The sequence below is a fragment of the Cyclobacterium qasimii M12-11B genome, assembly GCF_000427295.1.
Lineage (GTDB): Bacteria > Bacteroidota > Bacteroidia > Cytophagales > Cyclobacteriaceae > Cyclobacterium > Cyclobacterium qasimii.
The window spans coordinates 1-20,366 of record NZ_ATNM01000185.1 but is presented as its reverse complement, the minus strand read 5'-3'; the positions used below and the strand labels follow the sequence as shown (position 1 = coordinate 20,366).

General features: G+C 39.7%; 14 protein-coding genes. 11 read left to right on the top strand and 3 right to left on the bottom strand.

The window, feature by feature from the left end:
• Nucleotides 1-330: 330 nt before the first annotated feature.
• The 7 genes from ADICYQ_RS22370 (at nt 331) to ADICYQ_RS22345 (ending at nt 7,243) form a co-directional block, all read left to right on the top strand.
• Nucleotides 331-1,893: a PQQ-dependent sugar dehydrogenase gene (locus ADICYQ_RS22370; RefSeq protein ID WP_020893668.1), complete on the top strand. Its 1,563-nt coding sequence runs from the start codon at nt 331-333 to the stop codon at nt 1,891-1,893.
• Complete coding sequence (locus ADICYQ_RS29100; RefSeq protein WP_020893667.1) at nt 1,890-2,090, top strand: c-type cytochrome; 201 nt, start codon at nt 1,890-1,892, stop codon at nt 2,088-2,090. Before ADICYQ_RS22370 ends, ADICYQ_RS29100 begins: the two co-directional genes overlap by 4 nt.
• Before the next feature lie 100 nt (nt 2,091-2,190).
• Nucleotides 2,191-2,877 carry a carbohydrate-binding family 9-like protein gene (locus tag ADICYQ_RS22365; RefSeq protein ID WP_020893666.1) on the top strand — a complete coding sequence of 229 codons (687 nt, stop codon included), beginning with the start codon at nt 2,191-2,193 and terminating at the stop codon, nt 2,875-2,877.
• 12 nt (nt 2,878-2,889) lie between these two features.
• The gene (locus tag ADICYQ_RS22360) at nt 2,890-4,137 is read left to right on the top strand and encodes an amidohydrolase/deacetylase family metallohydrolase (RefSeq protein ID WP_020893665.1); all 1,248 of its coding nucleotides are present in this window, start codon (nt 2,890-2,892) and stop codon (nt 4,135-4,137) included.
• A 55-nt stretch (nt 4,138-4,192) separates the two neighbouring features.
• Entirely contained in the window at nt 4,193-4,723 is a 531-nt protein-coding gene (locus tag ADICYQ_RS22355) for a RidA family protein (RefSeq protein ID WP_020893664.1), read from the top strand.
• A 51-nt stretch (nt 4,724-4,774) separates the two neighbouring features.
• Entirely contained in the window at nt 4,775-5,998 is a 1,224-nt protein-coding gene (locus ADICYQ_RS22350; protein ID WP_020893663.1) for an aminotransferase class V-fold PLP-dependent enzyme, read from the top strand.
• A 3-nt stretch (nt 5,999-6,001) separates the two neighbouring features.
• A complete protein-coding gene (locus tag ADICYQ_RS22345) occupies nt 6,002-7,243 on the top strand; it encodes an amidohydrolase/deacetylase family metallohydrolase (RefSeq protein ID WP_040417700.1) in 1,242 nt (413 codons plus the stop codon).
• A gap of 85 nt (nt 7,244-7,328) precedes the next feature.
• On the opposite strand, the gene trxA is transcribed toward ADICYQ_RS22345, so the two are convergent.
• From trxA to ADICYQ_RS22330, 3 genes are all read right to left on the bottom strand, one after another.
• A complete protein-coding gene (gene trxA, locus ADICYQ_RS22340) occupies nt 7,329-7,649 on the bottom strand; it encodes a thioredoxin (protein ID WP_020893661.1) in 321 nt (106 codons plus the stop codon).
• 88 nt (nt 7,650-7,737) lie between these two features.
• A complete protein-coding gene (gene dnaE, locus ADICYQ_RS22335; protein ID WP_020893660.1) occupies nt 7,738-12,024 on the bottom strand; it encodes a DNA polymerase III subunit alpha in 4,287 nt (1,428 codons plus the stop codon).
• Between the two features lie 454 nt (nt 12,025-12,478).
• On the bottom strand, nt 12,479-14,257 hold the full coding sequence (locus ADICYQ_RS22330; RefSeq protein WP_040417696.1) for a purple acid phosphatase family protein: 1,779 nt from the start codon (nt 14,255-14,257) through the stop codon (nt 12,479-12,481).
• Nucleotides 14,258-14,449: 192 nt separating this feature from the next.
• On the opposite strand from ADICYQ_RS22330, the gene ADICYQ_RS22325 reads away from it, so the two are divergent.
• From ADICYQ_RS22325 to ADICYQ_RS22310, 4 genes are all read left to right on the top strand, one after another.
• Nucleotides 14,450-14,692 carry a hypothetical protein gene (locus tag ADICYQ_RS22325; protein WP_152520515.1) on the top strand — a complete coding sequence of 81 codons (243 nt, stop codon included), beginning with the start codon at nt 14,450-14,452 and terminating at the stop codon, nt 14,690-14,692.
• Between the two features lie 82 nt (nt 14,693-14,774).
• Complete coding sequence (locus ADICYQ_RS22320) at nt 14,775-18,164, top strand: SusC/RagA family TonB-linked outer membrane protein (RefSeq protein ID WP_040417706.1); 3,390 nt, start codon at nt 14,775-14,777, stop codon at nt 18,162-18,164.
• 21 nt (nt 18,165-18,185) lie between these two features.
• Nucleotides 18,186-19,871 (top strand): SusD/RagB family nutrient-binding outer membrane lipoprotein, encoded by a 1,686-nt coding sequence (locus tag ADICYQ_RS22315; RefSeq protein ID WP_020893655.1) that lies wholly within the window; start codon nt 18,186-18,188, stop codon nt 19,869-19,871.
• A gap of 192 nt (nt 19,872-20,063) precedes the next feature.
• A complete protein-coding gene (locus ADICYQ_RS22310) occupies nt 20,064-20,342 on the top strand; it encodes a hypothetical protein (RefSeq protein ID WP_040417693.1) in 279 nt (92 codons plus the stop codon).
• The last annotated feature ends 24 nt before the right edge of the window (nt 20,343-20,366 follow it).

The following is a 20,366-nucleotide window of genomic DNA, read 5'->3' as shown; positions in this document are numbered from 1 at the left end:
AGATTTCTCAAAGTTTGGCTCTTTTTATACAGAGGGCTTTTTTAATAAAAACTAGCGAGAATCACCCAAAAACACCAGCCTTTAAAACAAGTGAAATCAAATCAAATTTGATTCAGCCCAAAATAGGTTTTGCCCATTATTTATATGAAATTTTGGTTAGAACATTAAGGTAGGAACCATTTCCATCCTGCTTTATCCACTTAAGTAATATTTTTTATTATTACGCTTGTATTCTAAGGAAATTTTATGATTTCAACTTAACTTACCTATCTAATTTATAATACGATCACCCACTTAAAATTAAAAAGACGAATATATATTAATGCTTATATGATGAAAAATATTTCTTTTAACACACAAAATCGCTTGGCTTACTACACGTTGATGTTTGTTCTTTTTACTCTTGGAGCTTGCCAATCAGGAGTGAAATTGCCAAGTGGAGATTCTGACAATGGAGGTTTAACTCTTCCTGGTGGATTTGAGGCAGTTGTTGTGGTAGATAGTATTGGTCGAGCAAGACACCTTACTGTCAGAGACAATGGCGATATTTATGTAAAGCTAAGGGTTGCCAATGAGGAAGGTCAAGGTATAGTTGCCTTGAGAGATACTGATGGAAATGGAAAAGCTGACATTGTCAGTACATTCGGCTCCTATCCAGAAGTAGGCAGTTATGGTACTGGTATGGAGATTTACAATGGATACCTTTACTTCAGTACTGCAGGAGATGTTTTCCGTATTAAAATTGACCCAGAGAGTTTGGTCCCTGAAGGGGAAGCTGAATTAATTATGCGTGATGATTATAAAAATGCATTTTATGGTCATGAGCACATCGCTAAACCACTTGCGTTTGACAATGAAGGCAATATGTATGTGCCTTTTGGATCTCCAGGAGACGTTTGTCAAGAGTTCAACAGACGTCCAGGATTACCAGGCATGCTACCTTGCCCTCAGTTAGAATGGCACGGTGGTATTTGGAGATTTGACGCCAATAAGCTTAACCAAACACAGAAAGATGGTTACTTGTATGCTACAGGTATTAGAAGTGTCGTAGCAATGGATTGGAACGACAAGGAGAATAGCCTTTACGTTGTTCAGCATGGGCGAGATAACTTGTACAGAACATGGCCAGATCTTTATTCAAGATGGGAGTCAGCTGTTCTTCCTTCTGAAGAATTTTTAAAGGTAGAAGAAGGTACCAATGCAGGATGGCCTTATTTCTATTACGATCATATTCGTGGTAAAAAACTATTAAATCCAGAATACGGTGGTGACAAAGAGTTAGACACAGGTGTTGATTCAGTGGCCATGCCTTTGATAGGTTTCCCAGGACACTATGCGCCTAATGATCTGTTTTTTTACACTGGAGATCAATTTCCAGAAAGATATAAAGATGGTGCATTTGTTGCTTTTCATGGCAGTACTATCAGAGGTCCTTATCCTCAGGCAGGATATTTTGTAGGATTTGTTCCTTTCGAAGGGGATAAGCCTTCAGGTCCTTGGGAAGTTTTTGCTGATGGCTTTGCCAAATTGGATACAATTGTAAATACAGGAGATGCAGCTGCTCGACCTATGGGGATTTCTATGGGACCTGATGGCTCACTTTATATTACTGAAAGTGTACAAGGTAAGATTTGGAGAGTGATGTATCCTGGAGATAAAGAAGATTTTTCTGAGGATGCACTTGAAGAGCTAGCTATAAGGAAAGAATCAAGAACCAATATAAGGAAGCCTGATGAAGAGCAAGACAACCTGGAAAAAGGGTTGCTAGAAGTTGGTGCACAGACTTATAATGTATATTGTGCTACTTGTCATCAGAGCAATGGCATGGGTGATGGTACCAGATTCCCTCCTTTAGCGGGAACCAAATGGGTTCGTGGTAATAAAAGGAATTGATCAATGTTATATTGCAGGGGCTTGAAGGACAAATTGAAGTAGATGGAGTTGCTTATAATGGCATAATGCCTGCTCATTCCTTCTTAAGTGATGCTGAAGCTGCAGGTGTTTTAACCTACATAAGAAAAAGCTTCGGTAACAACTCTTCTAGTATTTCAGCGATTGAGGTGGCCAATGCACGTAAAGAAATCAAGTAATACCTAACTAGCTGGTAACATTAAAAAGCCTATAGATGAAATTAATTGTTTCTTTTTTATTGTAATATTTGGGCTGATTCAAGGTCCTAACCCTAAAGCTATGAAAGAAAGCAAGCCATCAACTTCCGGATACATTGTAAAATCGGTAGATAAGCCAATTTCCATTGATGGAAACTGGGACAAGCCGGAATGGCAAGAAGTAGAAGCTGCTTCCATAGCACTTCATATGGGGCCTGAACCGGAGAAATTCATCCCGAAAACACAGGTTAAATTAAGATACGATAAAGACAATATCTATGGGATTTTCAAGGTGGAGGACAAATATGTTAGATGTGTCGTTCAAGAGGTAAATGGAAATGTGTCTAGTGATTCCTGTGTAGAGTTTTTCTTTGCACCTGATACCAACTCGCCTTTGGAATATTTTAACCTGGAGATCAATTGTTCTGGAGTGCCTTTGTTTCATTATGTAACAGTGCCTAGAAAAGAATTCAAGAAATTGAAACCGGAAGAAATCGAGCAAGTTGAGATTGCACATACAATGCCTGATAAGGTAGACCCTGAAATCACTGAGCCCGTTACCTGGTTTATTGAATTCAGGGTGCCATTGGCCTTGTTAAAAGAATATAGAGAAATTACTACTCCAGCACCAGGTGTGACTTGGAAAGCTAATTTCTATAAAGTTGCAGCAAAATCCAGTAACCCTCATTATTTTACTTGGAACGAGGTAATCAATCCTCATCCAGATTTCCATTTACCGAAATATTTCGGAAAAATAACCTTTCAATAAATTGCTATACCTATGAAATTACTAAAGCTAACCTTTGTCTTATTTATGGCGATTGTCCTACAAGGCATGGCCCAGGATTTTGACCTTTTGATAAAAAACGGTCATGTAATAGACCCCAAAAATAAAATTGATGGGGTGATGGATGTTGCAATTAAGGATAAAAAAATTGCCAAAGTATCCAAAAATATTAGTGAAAAATCTGCTGCAAAAATCATTGACGCCAAGGGCTTAATCGTTACACCTGGCTTAATTGATATCCATGGGCACCATTTTTCCGGAACAATTTCCCACAGGGATTATAACAATAGCTTTTCTGCTTTGCCCCCAGATGGTTTCACTTTTAGAGCGGGAGTCACTACCGTTGCTGATGCAGGAAGTCCTGGCTGGAAAAATTTTCAGATTTATAAAGAAAATGTGATTGACCGATCTAAGACCAGAGTATTGGTTTTTATCAATATTGTGGGTGAAGGTATGAGTGGGGTAAGCTCACGTGAGCAGGATACCACTGACATGAGTCCTAAGATGACAGCTATGATAGCTAGACAGCACCCTGAAATTATTGGGGTAAAAATAGCCCATTATAGAGGACATGAATGGGGGCCTTACGAAAAAGCTGTCCAAGCTGGAGAGATTGCAAAAATTCCAGTTATGGTGGATTTAGGAGGCGCAGATCCTGCTTTACCACTTTCTACCTTACTATTTGATATATTAAGACCAGGGGATATCCTTACACACATGTACGGTGGAGATCATTCCGGACATGGCCCAAAGGAAGGTACACTGAATGCAGAAGGTAAAGTTTGGCCACACTGGTTTGAAGCTCAAAAAAAGGGGTTGATATTCGATGTTGGGCATGGCGGAGGCTCTTTCTTATTTAGAGTAGCTGTACCTGCAACACAACAAGGTTTTTATCCAAATACCATAAGCACCGACTTGCATACAGGCAGTATGAATGCTGGAATGAAAGACATGTTGAATGTAGTGTCCAAAATGATGAACTTAGGAATGAGTCTTCAGGAGGCCATTACGGCTTCTACCTGGAAACCTGCTCAAGTTATTCAAAGGGAAGAATTAGGCAATCTTTCTGTTGGAGCAGAGGCTGATGTGGCAATATTCAGGTTAAATGAAGGAGAGTTTGGTTTTATAGATTCCTCTGGTGCTGCTGCTAAGGGTACACAGAAATTAGAAACTGAATTGACTTTAAGAGCGGGAAGAATTGTTTGGGACCTGAACGGTATTGGTGCCAAAATTTGGGAATAATATCCCTCAATAATATTTTAATGTCGACCTAATTACTACTAAATATAAAATTGTTATGCTTAAATCACTCGCGTTTTTGTTTTTCATAAGTCTGGTTGCTTTGCCTTCGTTTTCTAATGCACAGGAAAGCCCAGAGAAAATATTAAAAGAAATGGGGATTGTTTTGAAAACCCCAGCGCCTTTTACAGGCAGTATTGTAAAGGCAGTAAGGACAGGAAACTTAGTCTTTCTTTCTGGACATGGTCCAGTAAAGCCAGAAGGTGGAATGGTAACAGGCAAACTTGGAACTGAACTGACGGTAACCGAAGGTAGAGCAGCAGCTAAATTGGTAGGTATTGATTTGCTTACCTCTCTAAAAGCTGAAATTGGAGATTTGAGCAAGGTTACAAGGATTGTAAAAGTTCTTGGAATGGTGAATGGAAGTCCTGACTTCATAGATCAACCTAAAGTTATGAACGGTTTTTCTGATTTTATGGTAGAAGTATTCGGAGAAAAAGGAAGACATGCCAGATCAGCTGTTGGTATGGGTTCTTTACCAGGTGGCATTGCCCTGGAAATTGAAATGATTGTTGAAATCGAAGACTAATCCCGCTTTTCATTGACCAATGAAAGGGATCGTCTTCCAAAAAATATTACTATGTTAAGTAGAAGAAAATTATTGAAAAAATTAGGTACACTTCCTCTTGTAGGAGGAGTACTTGGTGCAGGCATCCCTCTATCTGCTGTAAAAGCAGAGACAATGGTGGCTGCTCCTAAAAGAAATGTTATCAAAGAATTAGGGCTTAGAAGTTTTGTGAATGCTGCAGGTACTTATACTGCTATGACGGCTTCATTAATGCCTGATGAAGTGATACAGACCATTAACTTTACCTCAGATCATTATATCATGTTAGATGAGGTTCAGGACAAGGTAGGAGAAAAAATTGCTGAGCTTTGCCATGCAGAATATGCTACTGTTACAGCTGGATGTTGGTCTGCTATGGTTTTGGGTACTGCAGGTGTGCTTACCGGAAAAGACAGAAAAAAGATCAGCCAATTGCCTGATTTAACAGGAATGAAATCTCAGGTAATTGTTCAAAAATCGCATAACACAGGTTATGTTCATGCCCTTACCAATACTGGTGTTGAGATTGTTGAAGTAGAAACTGCAGCTGATGTAGATCGGGCTGTTAATAGTAAAACGGCAATGATGTGGTTTCTTAACTATCAAGCTCCATCTGGAAAAATTCAGCATGAGGAATGGATAGCACTTGCTAAAAAGCATGGTCTTCCTACTATGATAGACATGGCGGCTGATGTTCCTCCTGTAGAAAACTTGTGGAAATACAATGATTTAGGATTTGATTTGGTTTGTGTTTCGGGAGGAAAAGCCATTAGAGGACCACAAAGTGCTGGTATCTTGATGGGACGAAGAGATCTCGTAGAAGCTGCAAGATTAAGTGCACCACCAAGAGGCGGTACTATTGGTCGTGGAATGAAAGTCAATAAAGAGGAAATTCTTGGCATGTACGTAGCACTTGATACTTATATCAAGAAAGATCATGATAAAGAATGGAAAGAGTGGGAAGACAAAATTGCCCTTATTTCTGATGCTGTTTCTGATATTGAAGGTGTAAGTACCGAGGTGTCAGTTCCGCCGATTGCAAACCATACACCTTATTTAGAAATTGGCTGGGATACTGGTAAGATTAACATTGATCAAGGAGAATTGCGCAAAAGATTGCGTGAAGGAAGTCCTTCTATAGAAGTGATAAGTGGCGGAGATAATGCAGTTAAGCTAACTGTATTTATGTTAAGACCAAAAGAAGAGAAAATTGTCGCTAAAAGAATTGCTGAAGAATTGTTAAAAGCTAAAGTTTAACTGATGAATTTAAAATATAGATTATTACTTATTGTGATGGTATTTACCTGTAGCTTGGTAAGTGCGCAGACCTATGACATGCTTATCAAAGGCGGTAGGTTGATCGATCCTAAAAACAATATTGATGCTACAATGGACATTGCCATTAAAGATGGTAAGGTGGCTAAAGTGGCTAAATCCATTTCTGAAAAAGAAGCTGGAAAAGTTATTGCTGCTCAAGGCCTTGTCGTAACTCCTGGATTAATTGATATCCATGGTCACGTATTTCATGGTACAGAGCCAAACCATTATTTAAGTGATGGTTTAACAGCATTGCCACCAGATGGTTTTACCTTCCGTGTAGGGGTTACTACTATTGTTGATTGTGGTGGAGTTGGATGGAAAAACTTTGATACTTTCAAAAAGAACGTAATCGATGTTAGTAAAACCAGGGTATTGAGTTTTATGAATATCGTTGGTGAAGGAATGCGTGGCGGAGCCTGGGAACAAAATACAGGTGACATGGATGCCAAATTGAGCGGCATGGTGGCCAAGCAGAACAAAAAGTACATTGTAGGTTTTAAAGTGGCGCATTATGGTAGTCGTGATTGGATTCCGATTGACAGAGCTGTAGAAGCTGGTAGAATCGCTGATATGCCAGTAATCGTTGATTTCGGTGGATCCAATGAATTTGACCCACTTTCAATAAAAGAATTGTTTTTTGAGCGTTTGAGACCAGGAGACATTTATACCCATACTTATGCAGAACTTAATGGTGCAAGGGAAACCGTGATAAACCGTAAAAGCAGAGAATTGGAGCCTTTTATTCTGGATGCACAGAAAAGAGGAATTATCTTTGATGTAGGGTATGGTGGAGCTAGCTTTGAATTCAAGCAAGCGATCCCTGCTTTGGCTGCTGGACTTTATCCTAACACCATCAGTACTGACCTTCATACAGGTAGCATGAATGCTGCTATGAAAGACCAGCTGAATGTAATGACCACTTTCCTGGCAATGGGAATGGAACTTCCTGATGTTATTGAAGCGAGTACCTGGAAGCCTGCTCAGGTAATTCAAAGGGTAGAATTAGGACACCTTTCTGAAGGAGCGATAGCTGATATCAGTATATTGAATATCAGAGATGGCGAATTTACGCTTTGGGATAGAACAGGACAGAAAGTCCCTACTAATCACAAATTGGAGTGTGAATTAACCGTAAAAGACGGTAGAGTTGTTTATGATTTAAATGGGAGATCCATTCAATAATATTAGATAGCTGTTCATGCTATGCAAAAAGAAAAAGTCCTTCGAAAGAAGGACTTTTTTTATGCTTAAATACTTTTGGTACAACTTATACCTGAGCTTCCAATTTATCAGCAATGACAGATTTAGGAACTGCGCCTATTACTTTGTCTACTACTTCTCCACCTTTGAAAATCAAAAGGGTAGGAATACTTCTAATGCCAAATCTACCTGGAATATCTTGGTTGGCATCTACATCTATTTTACCGATGATGGCCTTACCTTCATATTCGCCTGCAAGTTCTTCTACTATGGGGCCTATCATTTTACAAGGTCCGCACCATTCTGCCCAAAAGTCCACCAATACTGGCTGTTCTGATTTGATTAATTCATCAAAGCTGCTATCTGTGATTTCAATTGCTTTTGCCATCTTATTGTAATTATGGTTTTTTATAAAATATATAACTTAATCAGTTTCAACATTAATAAGTTCCTAACTGACTAAAATAATTTCAAAATCAAATGATCTTATAGGCTACCTCGGGTATTTGATCCAAGGCCTGTATGAACTCATTTGATGGATCTATCCGGTACTTTGAGGATATAAGATCCAACGTTAAATTTTCTTTATTGTCTATAATATTTATATATAATTTTGCTTCCCCCTTGTATTTCTGCGTGATGGCTTCTAGTTTTTCCATCAGTTCCAGTCCCAGGTCATCCAAATCAATATGCACTCTCAAACCTTTGATCATCTTACCTCGAATCTCATTAAGTAAGGTGATTTGATTGATCTTAAATTCAAATTCTTCTGGATTGAATCGTTTAGGTTGCACAGATCCGGTAATATAAAGAAACCAGTTGGGCATGAAATATTCCTTGAATCTCACATAATCCTCTCCAAAGATGAAAAAGGTATGTCCTCCATGATAATCTTCCATGGTAAGTGTGCCAAATGGTTTTCCATTTTTGGTCGTACGGTGGGCAAAAGTGGTAACTGCTCCTGCAAGTTTAATTTCCCCTTTTGTTTTAAGTTGTGCCGTGTCGGCAAGTTCAGGTAGTCCCGTGTTGGTAAAGGCTTCTATTTCCACCTTATATTGATCCAGTGGGTGTCCTGAAATATACAGTCCTACTACCTCTTTTTCAATGTTTAATTCTTGCAATTGACTGAAAGGTTCCATTTGAGGAATTGTGGGGACAGGTATGTCAAGACCTCCGCCTCCTCCAAACATAGAAACTTGTGAACTCTCTTCCTCCTGGATAACTTTTTGGGCATATTTAACGGCTTTCTCCAGAAGTGAAGCTTCACCTTCTGGAGCTTCCAGGTATTGCCTTCGGTGAAAGTCTACAAAACAATCAAAACCACCTGCCATGGCCAATACCTCCATGGTTTTCTTATTAACCGCTTTAAGGTTTACCCTTTTTGTGAAAGAAAAGATGTTTTTGTACAGCCCGGCATTTTCTCTTTCTTCGATTATAGCGTTGACTGCAGCATTACCTGCGCCCTTTATCGCTGCCATACCAAACCTTACCTGCCCCTCCATGTTCACTGTAAAATCACTTTTGGATTCATTTACATCTGGACCGAGTACCTGAATGCCCATTCGTTTACATTCCTCCATAAAGAAAGTAACCTGTGTAATGTCATTCATATTATTGCTCAGTACAGAGGCCATGTACTCCGCAGGATAATGCGCTTTAAGGTAAGCAGTTTGATAAGCAATCCAGGCATAACAGGTGGAGTGGGACTTGTTAAAGGCGTAAGAAGCAAAGGCTTCCCAGTCTTTCCATATTTTTTCTAGTTTTTTGCTATCGTGACCTTTTGCTGCTGCCTGGTTGACAAACTTTGGCTTCATCTCATCAAGCACATTTTTTTGTTTCTTACCCATCGCCTTACGCAGCACATCTGCTTCACCTTTGGTGAAATCAGCCAGCTTTTGAGAAAGAAGCATCACTTGTTCCTGGTAGACTGTAATCCCATAAGTCTCCTCCAGGTATTCCTTCATGTCATCCAGATCGTAAGTGATGGGCTCTGTTCCATGCTTTCTTTTAATGAAACTCGGAATATATTCTAAAGGCCCTGGTCTGTACAAGGCATTCATGGCGATGAGGTCAGCAAATACAGTCGGTTTCAATTCCCTCATGTATTTTTGCATACCGGCAGATTCATATTGGAATATGCCGACAGTTTCTCCTCGCTGAAAGAGTTCGTAAGTCTTTACATCGTCAATCGGAAAATTTTCAGGATCTAGTAATATGCCATGTCGTTCATCAATGATCCTTACAGCATCCTTGATAAGGGTTAGGGTTTTAAGCCCCAAAAAGTCCATTTTTAGTAAGCCGGCACTCTCAACAACGGAGTTGTCAAATTGTGTACATACCATTTCCGAATCCTTTGCAAGTGCAACGGGCACGAAATTGGTGATGTCATCTGGAGTAATAATAACCCCACAGGCATGTATACCGGTGTTTCTTACTGAGCCTTCCAGTACCTTGGCTTGATTAATGGTTCTGGAACTTTCATCGTTACCTTTCGAAATTCGGATAAGCTCTAATGCTTTCTCTAAATTGTCATTGTTGTTTTTAAGCTTGGCAGAAAGCTTGGCCCGGTCATTGGCCAATTCAAAAAGCGCTTTAAGTTTGATATCCGTGACAAGCTTTGCCAGCCTGTCGGCTTCAGGTAGGGGAAGGTTAAGTACCCTTGCTGTATCCCGAATGGCAGATTTGGCCGCCATTGTTCCATAAGTGATGATCTGCGCCACCTGATTGGCACCATACTTTTTAATAACGTAGTCGATTACCCTTTGTCGCCCTTCATCGTCAAAGTCAATGTCAATATCAGGAAGTGAAACCCTATCAGGATTAAGGAATCTCTCAAAAAGTAGGTCATAAGCAATGGGATCAACATTGGTAATCGCCACGCAATAAGCCACCGCAGATCCCGCAGCAGAACCCCTTCCTGGCCCTACTGAGACGCCCATTTCTCTGGCAGCACGAGTAAAGTCCTGGACAATCAGGAAATACCCTGGATAGCCAGTCCTCTGAATAGTTTCCAATTCAAAGTCCAGCCTCTCCCTAATTTCATCCGTAATATCTGTGTACCTCTTTTTAGCTCCTTCGTAAGTGAGGTGACGTAGGAAGGCATTTTCACCCCTTTTTCCTCCATCTTCTTCGTCTTTAGGGTCGACAAACTCCTCAGGAATATCAAATTTGGGCAATAACACTTCTCTAGCCAGTTTGAAGGGCTCAATCTTAGCCACGATTTCATCAGTACAAGTGATGGCCTCTGGAAGATCAGCAAAGAGCTTTTTCATCTCTTCTTGAGACTTGAGGTAAAATTCATCATTAGGAAACCCATAACGAAATTCGCGCCCTTTTCTCCCTATGTATTTCTTTGGCTTCTCGACCAATTCTCCATCCTTTACACACAATAAAATGTCATGCGATTTGGCATCCTCCTGAACATTGTAATAGGTGTTATTGGCAGCGAAATATTTGACATTGTATTTTTCCGCCCATTGGAGCATTACTTCATTTACCTTTTCTTCCTCGGGAATACCATGGCGGTTAAGCTCAACATAGAAATCTTCACCAAATTGCTCGACCCACCAGACAAAGGCTTCTTCTGCCTGGGTTTCACCTACATTGAGGATGAGGTAAGGGATTTCTCCCCATAGCCCACCAGTGGTAGCAATAATGTCCCCTTTATATTGTACAAGAACTTCCCTATCTATTCTCGGGAGATAGTAGAAACCTTCGATATTGGCATAGGAAGACAGTTTAGCAAGGTTATGGTAACCTGCTTTATTCTTTGCCAGCAATACGGTTTGGTAGCCATCGTCTTTATTGGATTTATTCTTTCTGTCCCGGCAAAGATTGAATTCACAACCAATAATGGGTTTTATGTCGTTGTTAAAAGCTTCTTTTACAAAGTTAAAGGCTCCCATCATATTGCCATGATCGGTCATGGCCAAAGCCGGCATTCCTAAACTTTTTGCCCTTTTTATGACAGCAGGGATTTCTGAGGTAGACTGAAGTATGGAAAATTGAGTATGGACATGCAAATGCGTAAAAGGCGTGTCTTTGAGATCAGAAATGTCTGCACCATCTGCTGCTTTAAGGACCTTTTTGGCTGATAGCTTAACGTCATCTTTGGCAGCAGCAAAATTGGCTGCTTCAAGATTGGGGGCCTCATAGACTATTTCCTCAATAGTCACCCCCTCGACGGGTGGCTGTACGCCTTCTTTTATAAGTCCAAAAAAACTTTTTGCTGTAGCGTCTACATCATAAGCCGCGTCATGCGCATCTCCAAAACCTTCTCCAAACAATTTCTGGTGGAGCTCAATCAAGGTAGGCCACTTAAATTTTCCGCCTTTTCCACCAGGTATAGCACAAAATTCCGTAGAAATATTCTTGGTATCTAGCGGCTCCTTTTCCAGGTCTGCAATGGACTTGTTAGTTCTCAATAATTCCGCTCCAACGATGGATATATCAAAGCCAATATTATGGCCAACAAGGAAAGTGGATTTCTTGAGGTCTACTTCAAATTCCTCCAATACCTTGCTCAGATCATGCCCTTCCTTGATGGCTCTTTGAGTGGAAATACCATGTATTTTCTCAGAGTTATAAGGAATGGTAAAACCTTCTGGTTTTACTATGAAATTATTGTTAGAGATAAGCCGTCCTTTATCATCATGGAGTTGCCAGGCCAATTGAACCAATCGTGGCCAATTCTCCAGGTCGGACATGGGCGCATTGTAATTGCGAGGAAGCCCAGTAGTCTCAGTGTCAAATATCAGGTACATATATGTCTATTGAAAAGGGAATGAAAATCAATTTTTTGACCAATTGGTCCATTGGACAGAAGTTTTGTTCTGACCAAATCCATTTGGTTTATTTTAACCTCAGGCGAGCAGTGGGTGCTGATGTATCTTCAAAGTACTGAATCAACTCAGCCAATCCTAGCCAGCACTGAGTACAAGCTATTTTAATCATTTAACCCGTTGTTTTTCTTATTCTTACAGTTGTTCTTAAGAAGGGAAAAGGCAATGTGTCAAGATTTCTATTGCGAAATCCGAGTTAAAAATACAGGTAATAAAAGGTTTCTACCAGTTTAATTTGAAAAATATCTGAGTTAAAAAAAAGCCTGTCTACAGATAAACTGCTGACAGGCTTTAATACGAAATTTGCTATAGGCCTTCTATTATGTGACGAACGCTATTGCTTAGTCTGGGTATAAATCTTGAAAATCGTAATGTATTATTTGTTGATTGAAAACTGATCGACCTTCTCGCCATCAACATTGATGGTTTGCGCTTTCATTGTTTTTCCATCAATTGTAATGTATTGGTACAAGTGATCTGCTGGAAACTGAATTTCCGCATAGGAACCTGTTTCTACGTCTTTGTTTTTTCCAGTGGTGCCAACAGAAATCCAGTAAATGGTTCCGTCCTTAGGGCTTTTTACAATTTGCCCGTTGTTTATTGGCTTAGACCGCATATAGTAATGAAAATGCCCACCCATCACCATGTCAACATGGTATTTGTCAAAGAGTGGTCCCCATTCCTGCTGTATGTCCTCATAAGGTTCTACTGCATTGAAAGGAGGAAAGTGAAAAACTGCGATTTTCCAGGTTGCATCTGTTTCTTTTAACTTTTTCTCAATCCATTCCGTTTGGTCTTCATTGGGAAAGGTAGAATCTATCATTAGGAACAGCGCATTTCCATAATTGAAAGCATACGAGCGCCCAGCCATCTCAGGAGAAGGACTGTCTGAAGGGTAACTCAACATTTTTTCAAACATCCAGGCCCCAAGTCCATCCTGACTATCGTGATTGCCAGGAACAGCCATAAGTGGTTTTCTTGCTATGGTACTTCCCGCATATTGAAACAGCTTGTCCCAATCATCTCTGTATAAACCTGTATTTACAAGGTCTCCTGCTATATAATAAAAGGCAATGTCCGGGAATCTTTTCTCTGCTTTCTGAATGTTATTGCCCCATACTTCAGAAAGGTGCACATCACCAGACCAAACAAATGAAAAAGGTTCGCCTTTACCTGTGGCGGTGTTGAAGGTTTCTGGCGATGACCAACCGGCTTCTTCATTTCCTACAATATAGCCATATTCAGTTTCAGGCTCCAGAGACCTTAACTTGGCTGTAAACCTATTCATGTATCGGTCATTTTGAAGGAGACGGTCTTCCATTAGAAATTTCTCTGCCTGAGTTTCTAAAGTGTCTTCAGTTCCATTTTTCCAATATTTAGCTGTCCCTGAGGATACCGTCTCTGTTGTTCTCCATTGGATGTCCATGGAGTTTTCTGGTGACTCACTCCAGGTAAGAAGTACCTGATCAGGTTTTTCCCCAGTAGGGAAAGCGGTAGTTCTAAAAGCATCAACCATGTGTGCCTCTCTTGCTCTACCTCTGATGGTCGTCAGTAGTTTTTGTCCTTTGAGCGCATCAGGAACTTCTGTAAGTTTCAATCCACTCCAGTCGTGATAGGTGAAAGCGCCAACATCAAAAACTTCAATGTGTTGTGTTACAGGAAACACAGGAGTGATCTCCAATTCATCTTCTGAGTTTTGAGGTGCAAGTCCAATGAAGTAAACAGGTCGGTGCTTGCCAAAGCCATTAATACCCAGCTGGATTTCTCCTGCATCGAAATCTTTCTGATATACCTCATAGGTATCATGTTCATTTTTTACCTCCAGGTCTGTGAGCGTAAATCCCGCAGGTTTTATCCAGAAAGGAACAACCTCTTGGCCTTTATTTCTCATGAGGGAAACAGTGGTAGGTACATTTACCTTTACTTTCCAATATTGTGTAGCGAGGGATTCTTTCTCTTCATCCGTAAGGTATTGCGCTGCATAAGCATGAGAAATGGTATCAAGCGCATCTTTATCCAACTCCTTATATAGGCGGGTTACAACTCCATCCATTGTTTCTTTAACGGAAGGCAAAGCTTTTTCATCTTTTTTTTGGGGTCCACATGAGCTGAAAATCAATGCAATGCAAACCAATAATAGTGGTGAACTTTTCATAAACAGATTAAAATTAGTAGCCATTGATCTCCAAAGGCCGATTTTGGTATCTAATAATATTACGCATTAAAATGAAATCAGGCCACTTTATGCTAAGGTTAAGTTTGTTAACAATTATTTCACAATAAAAAAGAATTGAATCAAATAGTCTCTTTTTTATATCCCATGGTATTTACGGTGGAGGGCATTTATATGAAAAAGAAAAAAGCAGAGGCTCTAATGCAGAGACTTGTACAAAATAAGATTTCACGTCCTGAGTTTGATGAACTTTTAGGAAGTCTTGAGGATCCGGAAATGGTGGCTGGGATGGAAGAAAGTATGCGGAAACATTTTGAGCAAGTCTTAAACGAATACAACGAAGAGTTAAAATCGAATACAGAAGATAAAAAAATAAAGGATCAAAGTTTAAGTAGAACGCAAAAAGAAAAAGAATAGAAGTCCTTCAATGGGCAAGGTTTGGAGAATCACTTCCAATTTATCAGACGAACGCAAAACCGAAAAAGCAAAACAATTAATTATGAAAAAACATCGTACTAAAAAAATGATGAAGTGGATGGTGCCACTTCTCTCGGTAGGTATTTTATCTACTGGTTCAGTACTGGCGGAAGCCAATGGAAATCCTGCAATAGGGAATTCTTTTGCACCTGCTTTTACTGTCGAGGAGATGGTTGCAGTCACTATCAGAGGAAAAGTTACCTCCACAAATGATGCTTCAGGCTTGCCTGGTGTTACTATTTTGGAGAAAGGAACAAGCAATGGAACAGTAACGGATATAGACGGATCATATACAATTGACGTCGCCGGCCCTGGAGCAGTATTGGTATTCTCTTATGTAGGTTTTGAAAGCCAAGAGGTAACAGTTGGCAACCAGACCAATATTAATTTAAGCTTGGAAGAGGCAGCTACTGCCATGAATGAAGTAGTTGTAACAGCCCTTGGTATCAAAAGAGACCAAAGATCACTAGGGTATGATGTATCTACAGTTTCTGCGGAAGATATTACTCAAGTGTCTCAAGAAAACGTATTGAGTTCTCTTGCAGGTAGAATGCCAGGTGTGACCATCAACCAAACAAGTGGTGCAGGTTCATCTATAAGCATGGTGATTAGGGGAGCTTCCTCATTGACTTCTGACAACCAGCCACTATTTGTGGTGGATGGGGTTCCAATGTCTAACTCACTGAATAACAATTCTCAAAATGGTGATGGAAACCAGGTCGATTATGGTAATGCCATTTCCGATATTAACCCTGATGATATTGCCAATATCAGTGTGCTAAAAGGCCCAAGTGCAGCAGCACTTTATGGTACTCGTGCTGGTAATGGTGTTGTTATCATTACTACTAAATCTGGTGGGAAAGGTAAAAACATGGGACTTTCTTTCTCTACAAGCAACGTTTTTGAACAAGCTACTCAATTGCTTGATTTGCATTATAAATATGCAAATGGTAATAGAGAAGGCGTTTTCAATGATGGATCAGCTTATTGGGGTGGACCACAATTGGATGCAGGTAACTTAGCACAACAATGGGATAGCCCAGTTGATGAAAACGGAAACGTAATTCCAACTGAGTTGAAATCTTATCCGAATGCAATGAAGGACTTCCTTCAAACTGGTATCACTTCCAATAACAATCTCGCCATAAGTGGTGGAGATGATAAGGCTACCTATAGGGTGTCTTATGGGAATATGATCCATCAAGGTATGATCCCAAATTCCGATTTGTATAGAAATAGCATTTCTTCTGCCGTTACTTATGACATTTTGGACAAATTAACGCTTAGTACTAACTTCAACTACACCAATAGCAAGTCAAATGACAGACCTAGTACAGGTGATAGAAGAGGTAACGCTTTAGAAGCGGTGTACAATTCCTCTTATATTGATTATGAGGGAATGAAAGGTATCTGGGTTCCTGGACAAGAAGAAATACAGCAATTAAGGACTCCTGTTGGAGACAATCCTTACTTCATTGCTTATGGTATTGAGAATGCTTTCCGAAGAGATAGAATTTACGGAAACGTATCTTTGGATTATAAATTCTCTGATAATTTAAATTTAATAGCAAGGTATTCCTTGGACCGATCTGACGAAAACAGAGAAACTAAAATCGGTTACAGCTATAGCAGAATGGCTAAAGGTGGATATTACAACACAGACATGTTGAACCAAGAGTCTAATGCTGATTTCCTTTTGAGTTATAACGAGGACTTTGGTAAATTAGATTTCAATGCATCTGCAGGTGGAAATATCATGCATAGATATGGTGTTTCTTCTTATGTTGGCGTAGGTTCTGACAGAAATAATGGTCTTGTGGTACCGGGTATTTATAATGCTCAGAACATTCCTGCGGACAACAGATCTGTATCAAGCGGTTATTCCCAAAAGCGAATCTACAGTATTTACGGATTGGCCTCATTTGGATATGATGATCAACTGTATTTGGATTTGACGGCTAGAAATGACTGGTCATCTACTTTACCTTTAAACAACAATTCTTATTTCTACCCTTCTGCTTCTTTAAGCTGGTTAGCGAATTACACGCTTAACCTTCCTGAAAGCATTGACATGTTGAAAGCCAGAGTAGGTTGGGCAAAAGTAGGTAATGATACAAGCCCATATCGTTTGGTTCAAAACTTATCTACAGGAACTTATAATTCAATTAATACTGCAGCGGTAGGTTCTGGAATAAACAACCCTGATTTCTTGCCTGAAGAAGCTACTTCTATAGAGGCTGGTATCGATTTGAATATGTTCGCCAATAAGTTGAGGTTTTCTGGAACGTATTATGTGATTGAAAACACGAACCAAATATTCTCTGTAAATCTTCCTAGATCTTCAGGTTACAGCAGCAGGTTAATTAATGCTGGACTGATCCAAAGTAGAGGTTTAGAAATGAGCTTAGGTGGTACAGCACTTGATAGGAATGACTGGAAATTAGATGTTGATGTTAACTGGAGTAGAAACAGAACCAGTGTTTTGGAACTGGTAGAAAACTTTGATAGAGTTACGCTTTGGGGAGAAAATGGTGGAGGAGCCATTACCTTCTTAGGAGATGAAATTGGAAACATGTACAGTAAAGGTTTTGTAGAGGTGGAAGATCCAAATTCTCCTTATTACAAATGGCCTGTATTAGACTCTAATGGAGAATGGCAAGACCTATCTTCTGATGATGCCCTTAGAAAAGTGGGTAACTTCAACCCTGATTTCATTCTTGGTATGCAGACTGGAATTAGCTACAAAAGATTTGTTTTGAATGCTAGTTTTGACTGGAGACAAGGTGGCGAATTTATGTCCTTTACTTATAGATACGGAGAATCTGATTGGAAATCACAAAGACAAATTGACGACCTAATACCAGGTGGCTTGTATTCTGAAGATGAATTGGCAGCTTTATTGAAGTCTGATCCTGAAAAATACATTATACCAAGTCCAGGAAACTTCCCACGTGTAGGTGGTCATACTGCTGAAACTGGTGGATTCCCTATCGATGAAAATGGTTCTGATGGTGCATTTATTCCTGGTGTAATTCAGACTGCTGGTGCAGATACTCCTGATAATTATGCAGATGATGTATATGAAGAGCATTTAGGTGGTTCTGGTACTAACATTTATCCTATTACCAATACTTACCCATGGAGCTTCAATGAGCAAGTTACTTTTGATGCAACCTTTATTAAGTTAAGGGAATTGTCTTTAGGTTATAGAATTCCGAATTTCAGTGTATTCAAAAACGCTACTTTCTCTGTCTATACTAGAAATATTATGTTGTGGACAAAAGCTGGTGTTGGTATCGATCCTGAAAGAGCATTTATGGCTTCAGGTTCTTCATTCAACCAAGGCATTGAACGTCAAAATGTAATGCCATGGAGCATTCCTGTTGGTTTCAAGCTTAATTTCAATCTTTAAAGCCACTTATTTTTACATATCATGAAAAATTTATTTAAATTTAGACAGATAGCCGTATTTCTCCTGGGGCTTATCTTGGTCACAGGTTGTGACGACAAACTCAGTGAGATCAATACCAATCCTTATGGTATTGACCCGGCTAATGCCAATCCAAATCTTTTAATGCCAACAGTATTGGTAAATTCTGCTCAAAGCTATTTGGGATTAGGATTCAATGATTTGGGTGGTGCAATGCAATACACTCAGAAGAATGGTTGGTATGGTGGTCATAATAACTATGACTGGGTTTCCACAAGCTGGGCCGGATGGTATGATATCCTTAGAACCAACGATCTAATGATTACCAGAGGCGAAGAAATGGATAACGTATTCTTCCAGGGCATAGGCCTTACGATGAAGTCCTTTGCTTATGGAAATATTGCAGATCTTTGGGGAGATGCTCCTTATACGGATGCCCTAATGGGTGACCAAGGCAGTGATCAATTTCAATTCCCGAAATTTGACAGTCAGGAAGTAATTTATGATGGTATTATTGCTGACCTAAATCAGGCTGCAACTTTACTAGCTTCTGCTTCTACAGAAAGTGTAACCGCTGGTAATGACCTTATCTATGGTGCCAATGTCGATAGCTGGAGAAGGTTTACCAACTCTCTATTGTTAAGGTATTATATGCGTTTGTCTGAAAAGAAGCCTGATGTAGCCAAAGCTGGAATTGAAGCCATCTATAGCAGTGGAATCTATATTCAGGATCCTTCTCAGGATGCCAATCTAGATTATACAGGTGGATCAAATGACATATGGATTACCAGACACGTAAGGTTAGATCCTGATGATTTCCAAAGATACCAGGCTTGCCAGACCTTCATTGATCAATTGACAATGACTGAAGATCCTAGGCTTCCTGTTTGGTTTGATTCTGTAAGGGTTCAGTGGGTAGAAGATGCTTCCCTTGATGTTGCTGCTGAAAGTTTCATTAGAGCTGATGGAGAACCAATCGAATCTATTTATACTTTTGATCAATTCGAAGAAGAGTATGCTGATGTGAAATTTACGCGTCATTTTAATCCTAATATGGCGGATTACAATACAGATTTGTATGTTGGTTTACCAGCATCTATCCTTACGCCAGAATCTTACAATGGGAATCCTATTCCAGGTCAAGGAACACAAAACCTACATGTTTCTCAGTTGGATGAAATTTATAGTACGGCCGGATCTGCAGGAGATATCCTTAAAGCAAGGATATTGTCTGCATCTGAAGTAAGCTTTATCTTCGCCGAAGCAGCCATGAAAGGCTGGAATGTAGGTGATGCTGAGATGCATTATAACATGGGTATCGAACAATCTCTTGAAGTTTGGGGAAAAGCCGATATGTACGATGACTTTATTGCTCAGTCTGGTGTAATGTTTAACAGTACTATCGAACAAATAATTACTCAAAAATGGGTAGCTAACTGGTCTAACGGTACTGAAGCATTTGCAGATTACAGGAGAACAGGTTTCCCTGACTTAACTGCAGGTCCTTTGTCTCCTCAACCAGAGGTAGCCATCAGGTTCCAGTATGGAAATGATGAGTACAACAATAACTCAGCTAATCTTGATGCTGCTTTGAACAATATTGAAATAACTGAATTCTCAGGAAACTTTGGAGCAGATAGTCAATGGTCAAAACCTTGGTTATATCAGGGAACTAACATACCTTTTTAAGGTATTGACTAGATTTTAATTATAACTAAAGGGTCTCTGTCGTTTTCGGCAGAGACCCTTTTTTATTTAGTGACTATGAAAAAGTTGTGGATCGCACAGCATATTTATTTCTAGTTTTTAGTTTAGTGTTTTTTATCTCCCACTTTTTTAAGCGCTCAGGAGGTTGTCTTATTAAAGAAGTAGTACTTGTCCATGCATGGGGATTTTCCCGATCGTATTGTTTTGCACCCTACGGTTAACCCATTGGAAACGTTGGCAGGATTGAAAAGGTATGACGCACAGAAATTCCCTTGGAGGGAGAGAAAAGCCTCGAACACTCATATGCGTCAGTTGATTGAGATAACGGGAGACAAGCACGAATTTAAAGCTTATACGATGACGGGAGAGCTTTCAGATGCTTTCGACTTGAAAAAAGATAAATCAGGCAGTAATAAGCTAATCAACCCTATACCCGATTTACCAGAAAATTGATAGAAAAAGCAGTTGTTATTTGAA

Bases quoted from the DNA above. Each gene is read 5' to 3' on its own strand.
- ADICYQ_RS22315 (WP_020893655.1), top strand. From the start codon at position 18,186: ATGAAAAATTTATTTAAATTTAGACAGATAGCCGTATTTCTCCTGGGG.
- ADICYQ_RS22330 (WP_040417696.1), bottom strand. From the start codon at position 14,257: ATGAAAAGTTCACCACTATTATTGGTTTGCATTGCATTGATTTTCAGC.
- trxA (WP_020893661.1), bottom strand. From the start codon at position 7,649: ATGGCAAAAGCAATTGAAATCACAGATAGCAGCTTTGATGAATTAATC.
- ADICYQ_RS22310 (WP_040417693.1), top strand. From the start codon at position 20,064: ATGCATGGGGATTTTCCCGATCGTATTGTTTTGCACCCTACGGTTAAC.
- ADICYQ_RS22325 (WP_152520515.1), top strand. From the start codon at position 14,450: ATGAAAAAGAAAAAAGCAGAGGCTCTAATGCAGAGACTTGTACAAAAT.
- ADICYQ_RS22345 (WP_040417700.1), top strand. From the start codon at position 6,002: ATGAATTTAAAATATAGATTATTACTTATTGTGATGGTATTTACCTGT.
- dnaE (WP_020893660.1), bottom strand. From the start codon at position 12,024: ATGTACCTGATATTTGACACTGAGACTACTGGGCTTCCTCGCAATTAC.
- ADICYQ_RS22320 (WP_040417706.1), top strand. From the start codon at position 14,775: ATGAAAAAACATCGTACTAAAAAAATGATGAAGTGGATGGTGCCACTT.
- ADICYQ_RS22360 (WP_020893665.1), top strand. From the start codon at position 2,890: ATGAAATTACTAAAGCTAACCTTTGTCTTATTTATGGCGATTGTCCTA.
- ADICYQ_RS22350 (WP_020893663.1), top strand. From the start codon at position 4,775: ATGTTAAGTAGAAGAAAATTATTGAAAAAATTAGGTACACTTCCTCTT.
- ADICYQ_RS22370 (WP_020893668.1), top strand. From the start codon at position 331: ATGATGAAAAATATTTCTTTTAACACACAAAATCGCTTGGCTTACTAC.
- ADICYQ_RS22355 (WP_020893664.1), top strand. From the start codon at position 4,193: ATGCTTAAATCACTCGCGTTTTTGTTTTTCATAAGTCTGGTTGCTTTG.
- ADICYQ_RS22365 (WP_020893666.1), top strand. From the start codon at position 2,191: ATGAAAGAAAGCAAGCCATCAACTTCCGGATACATTGTAAAATCGGTA.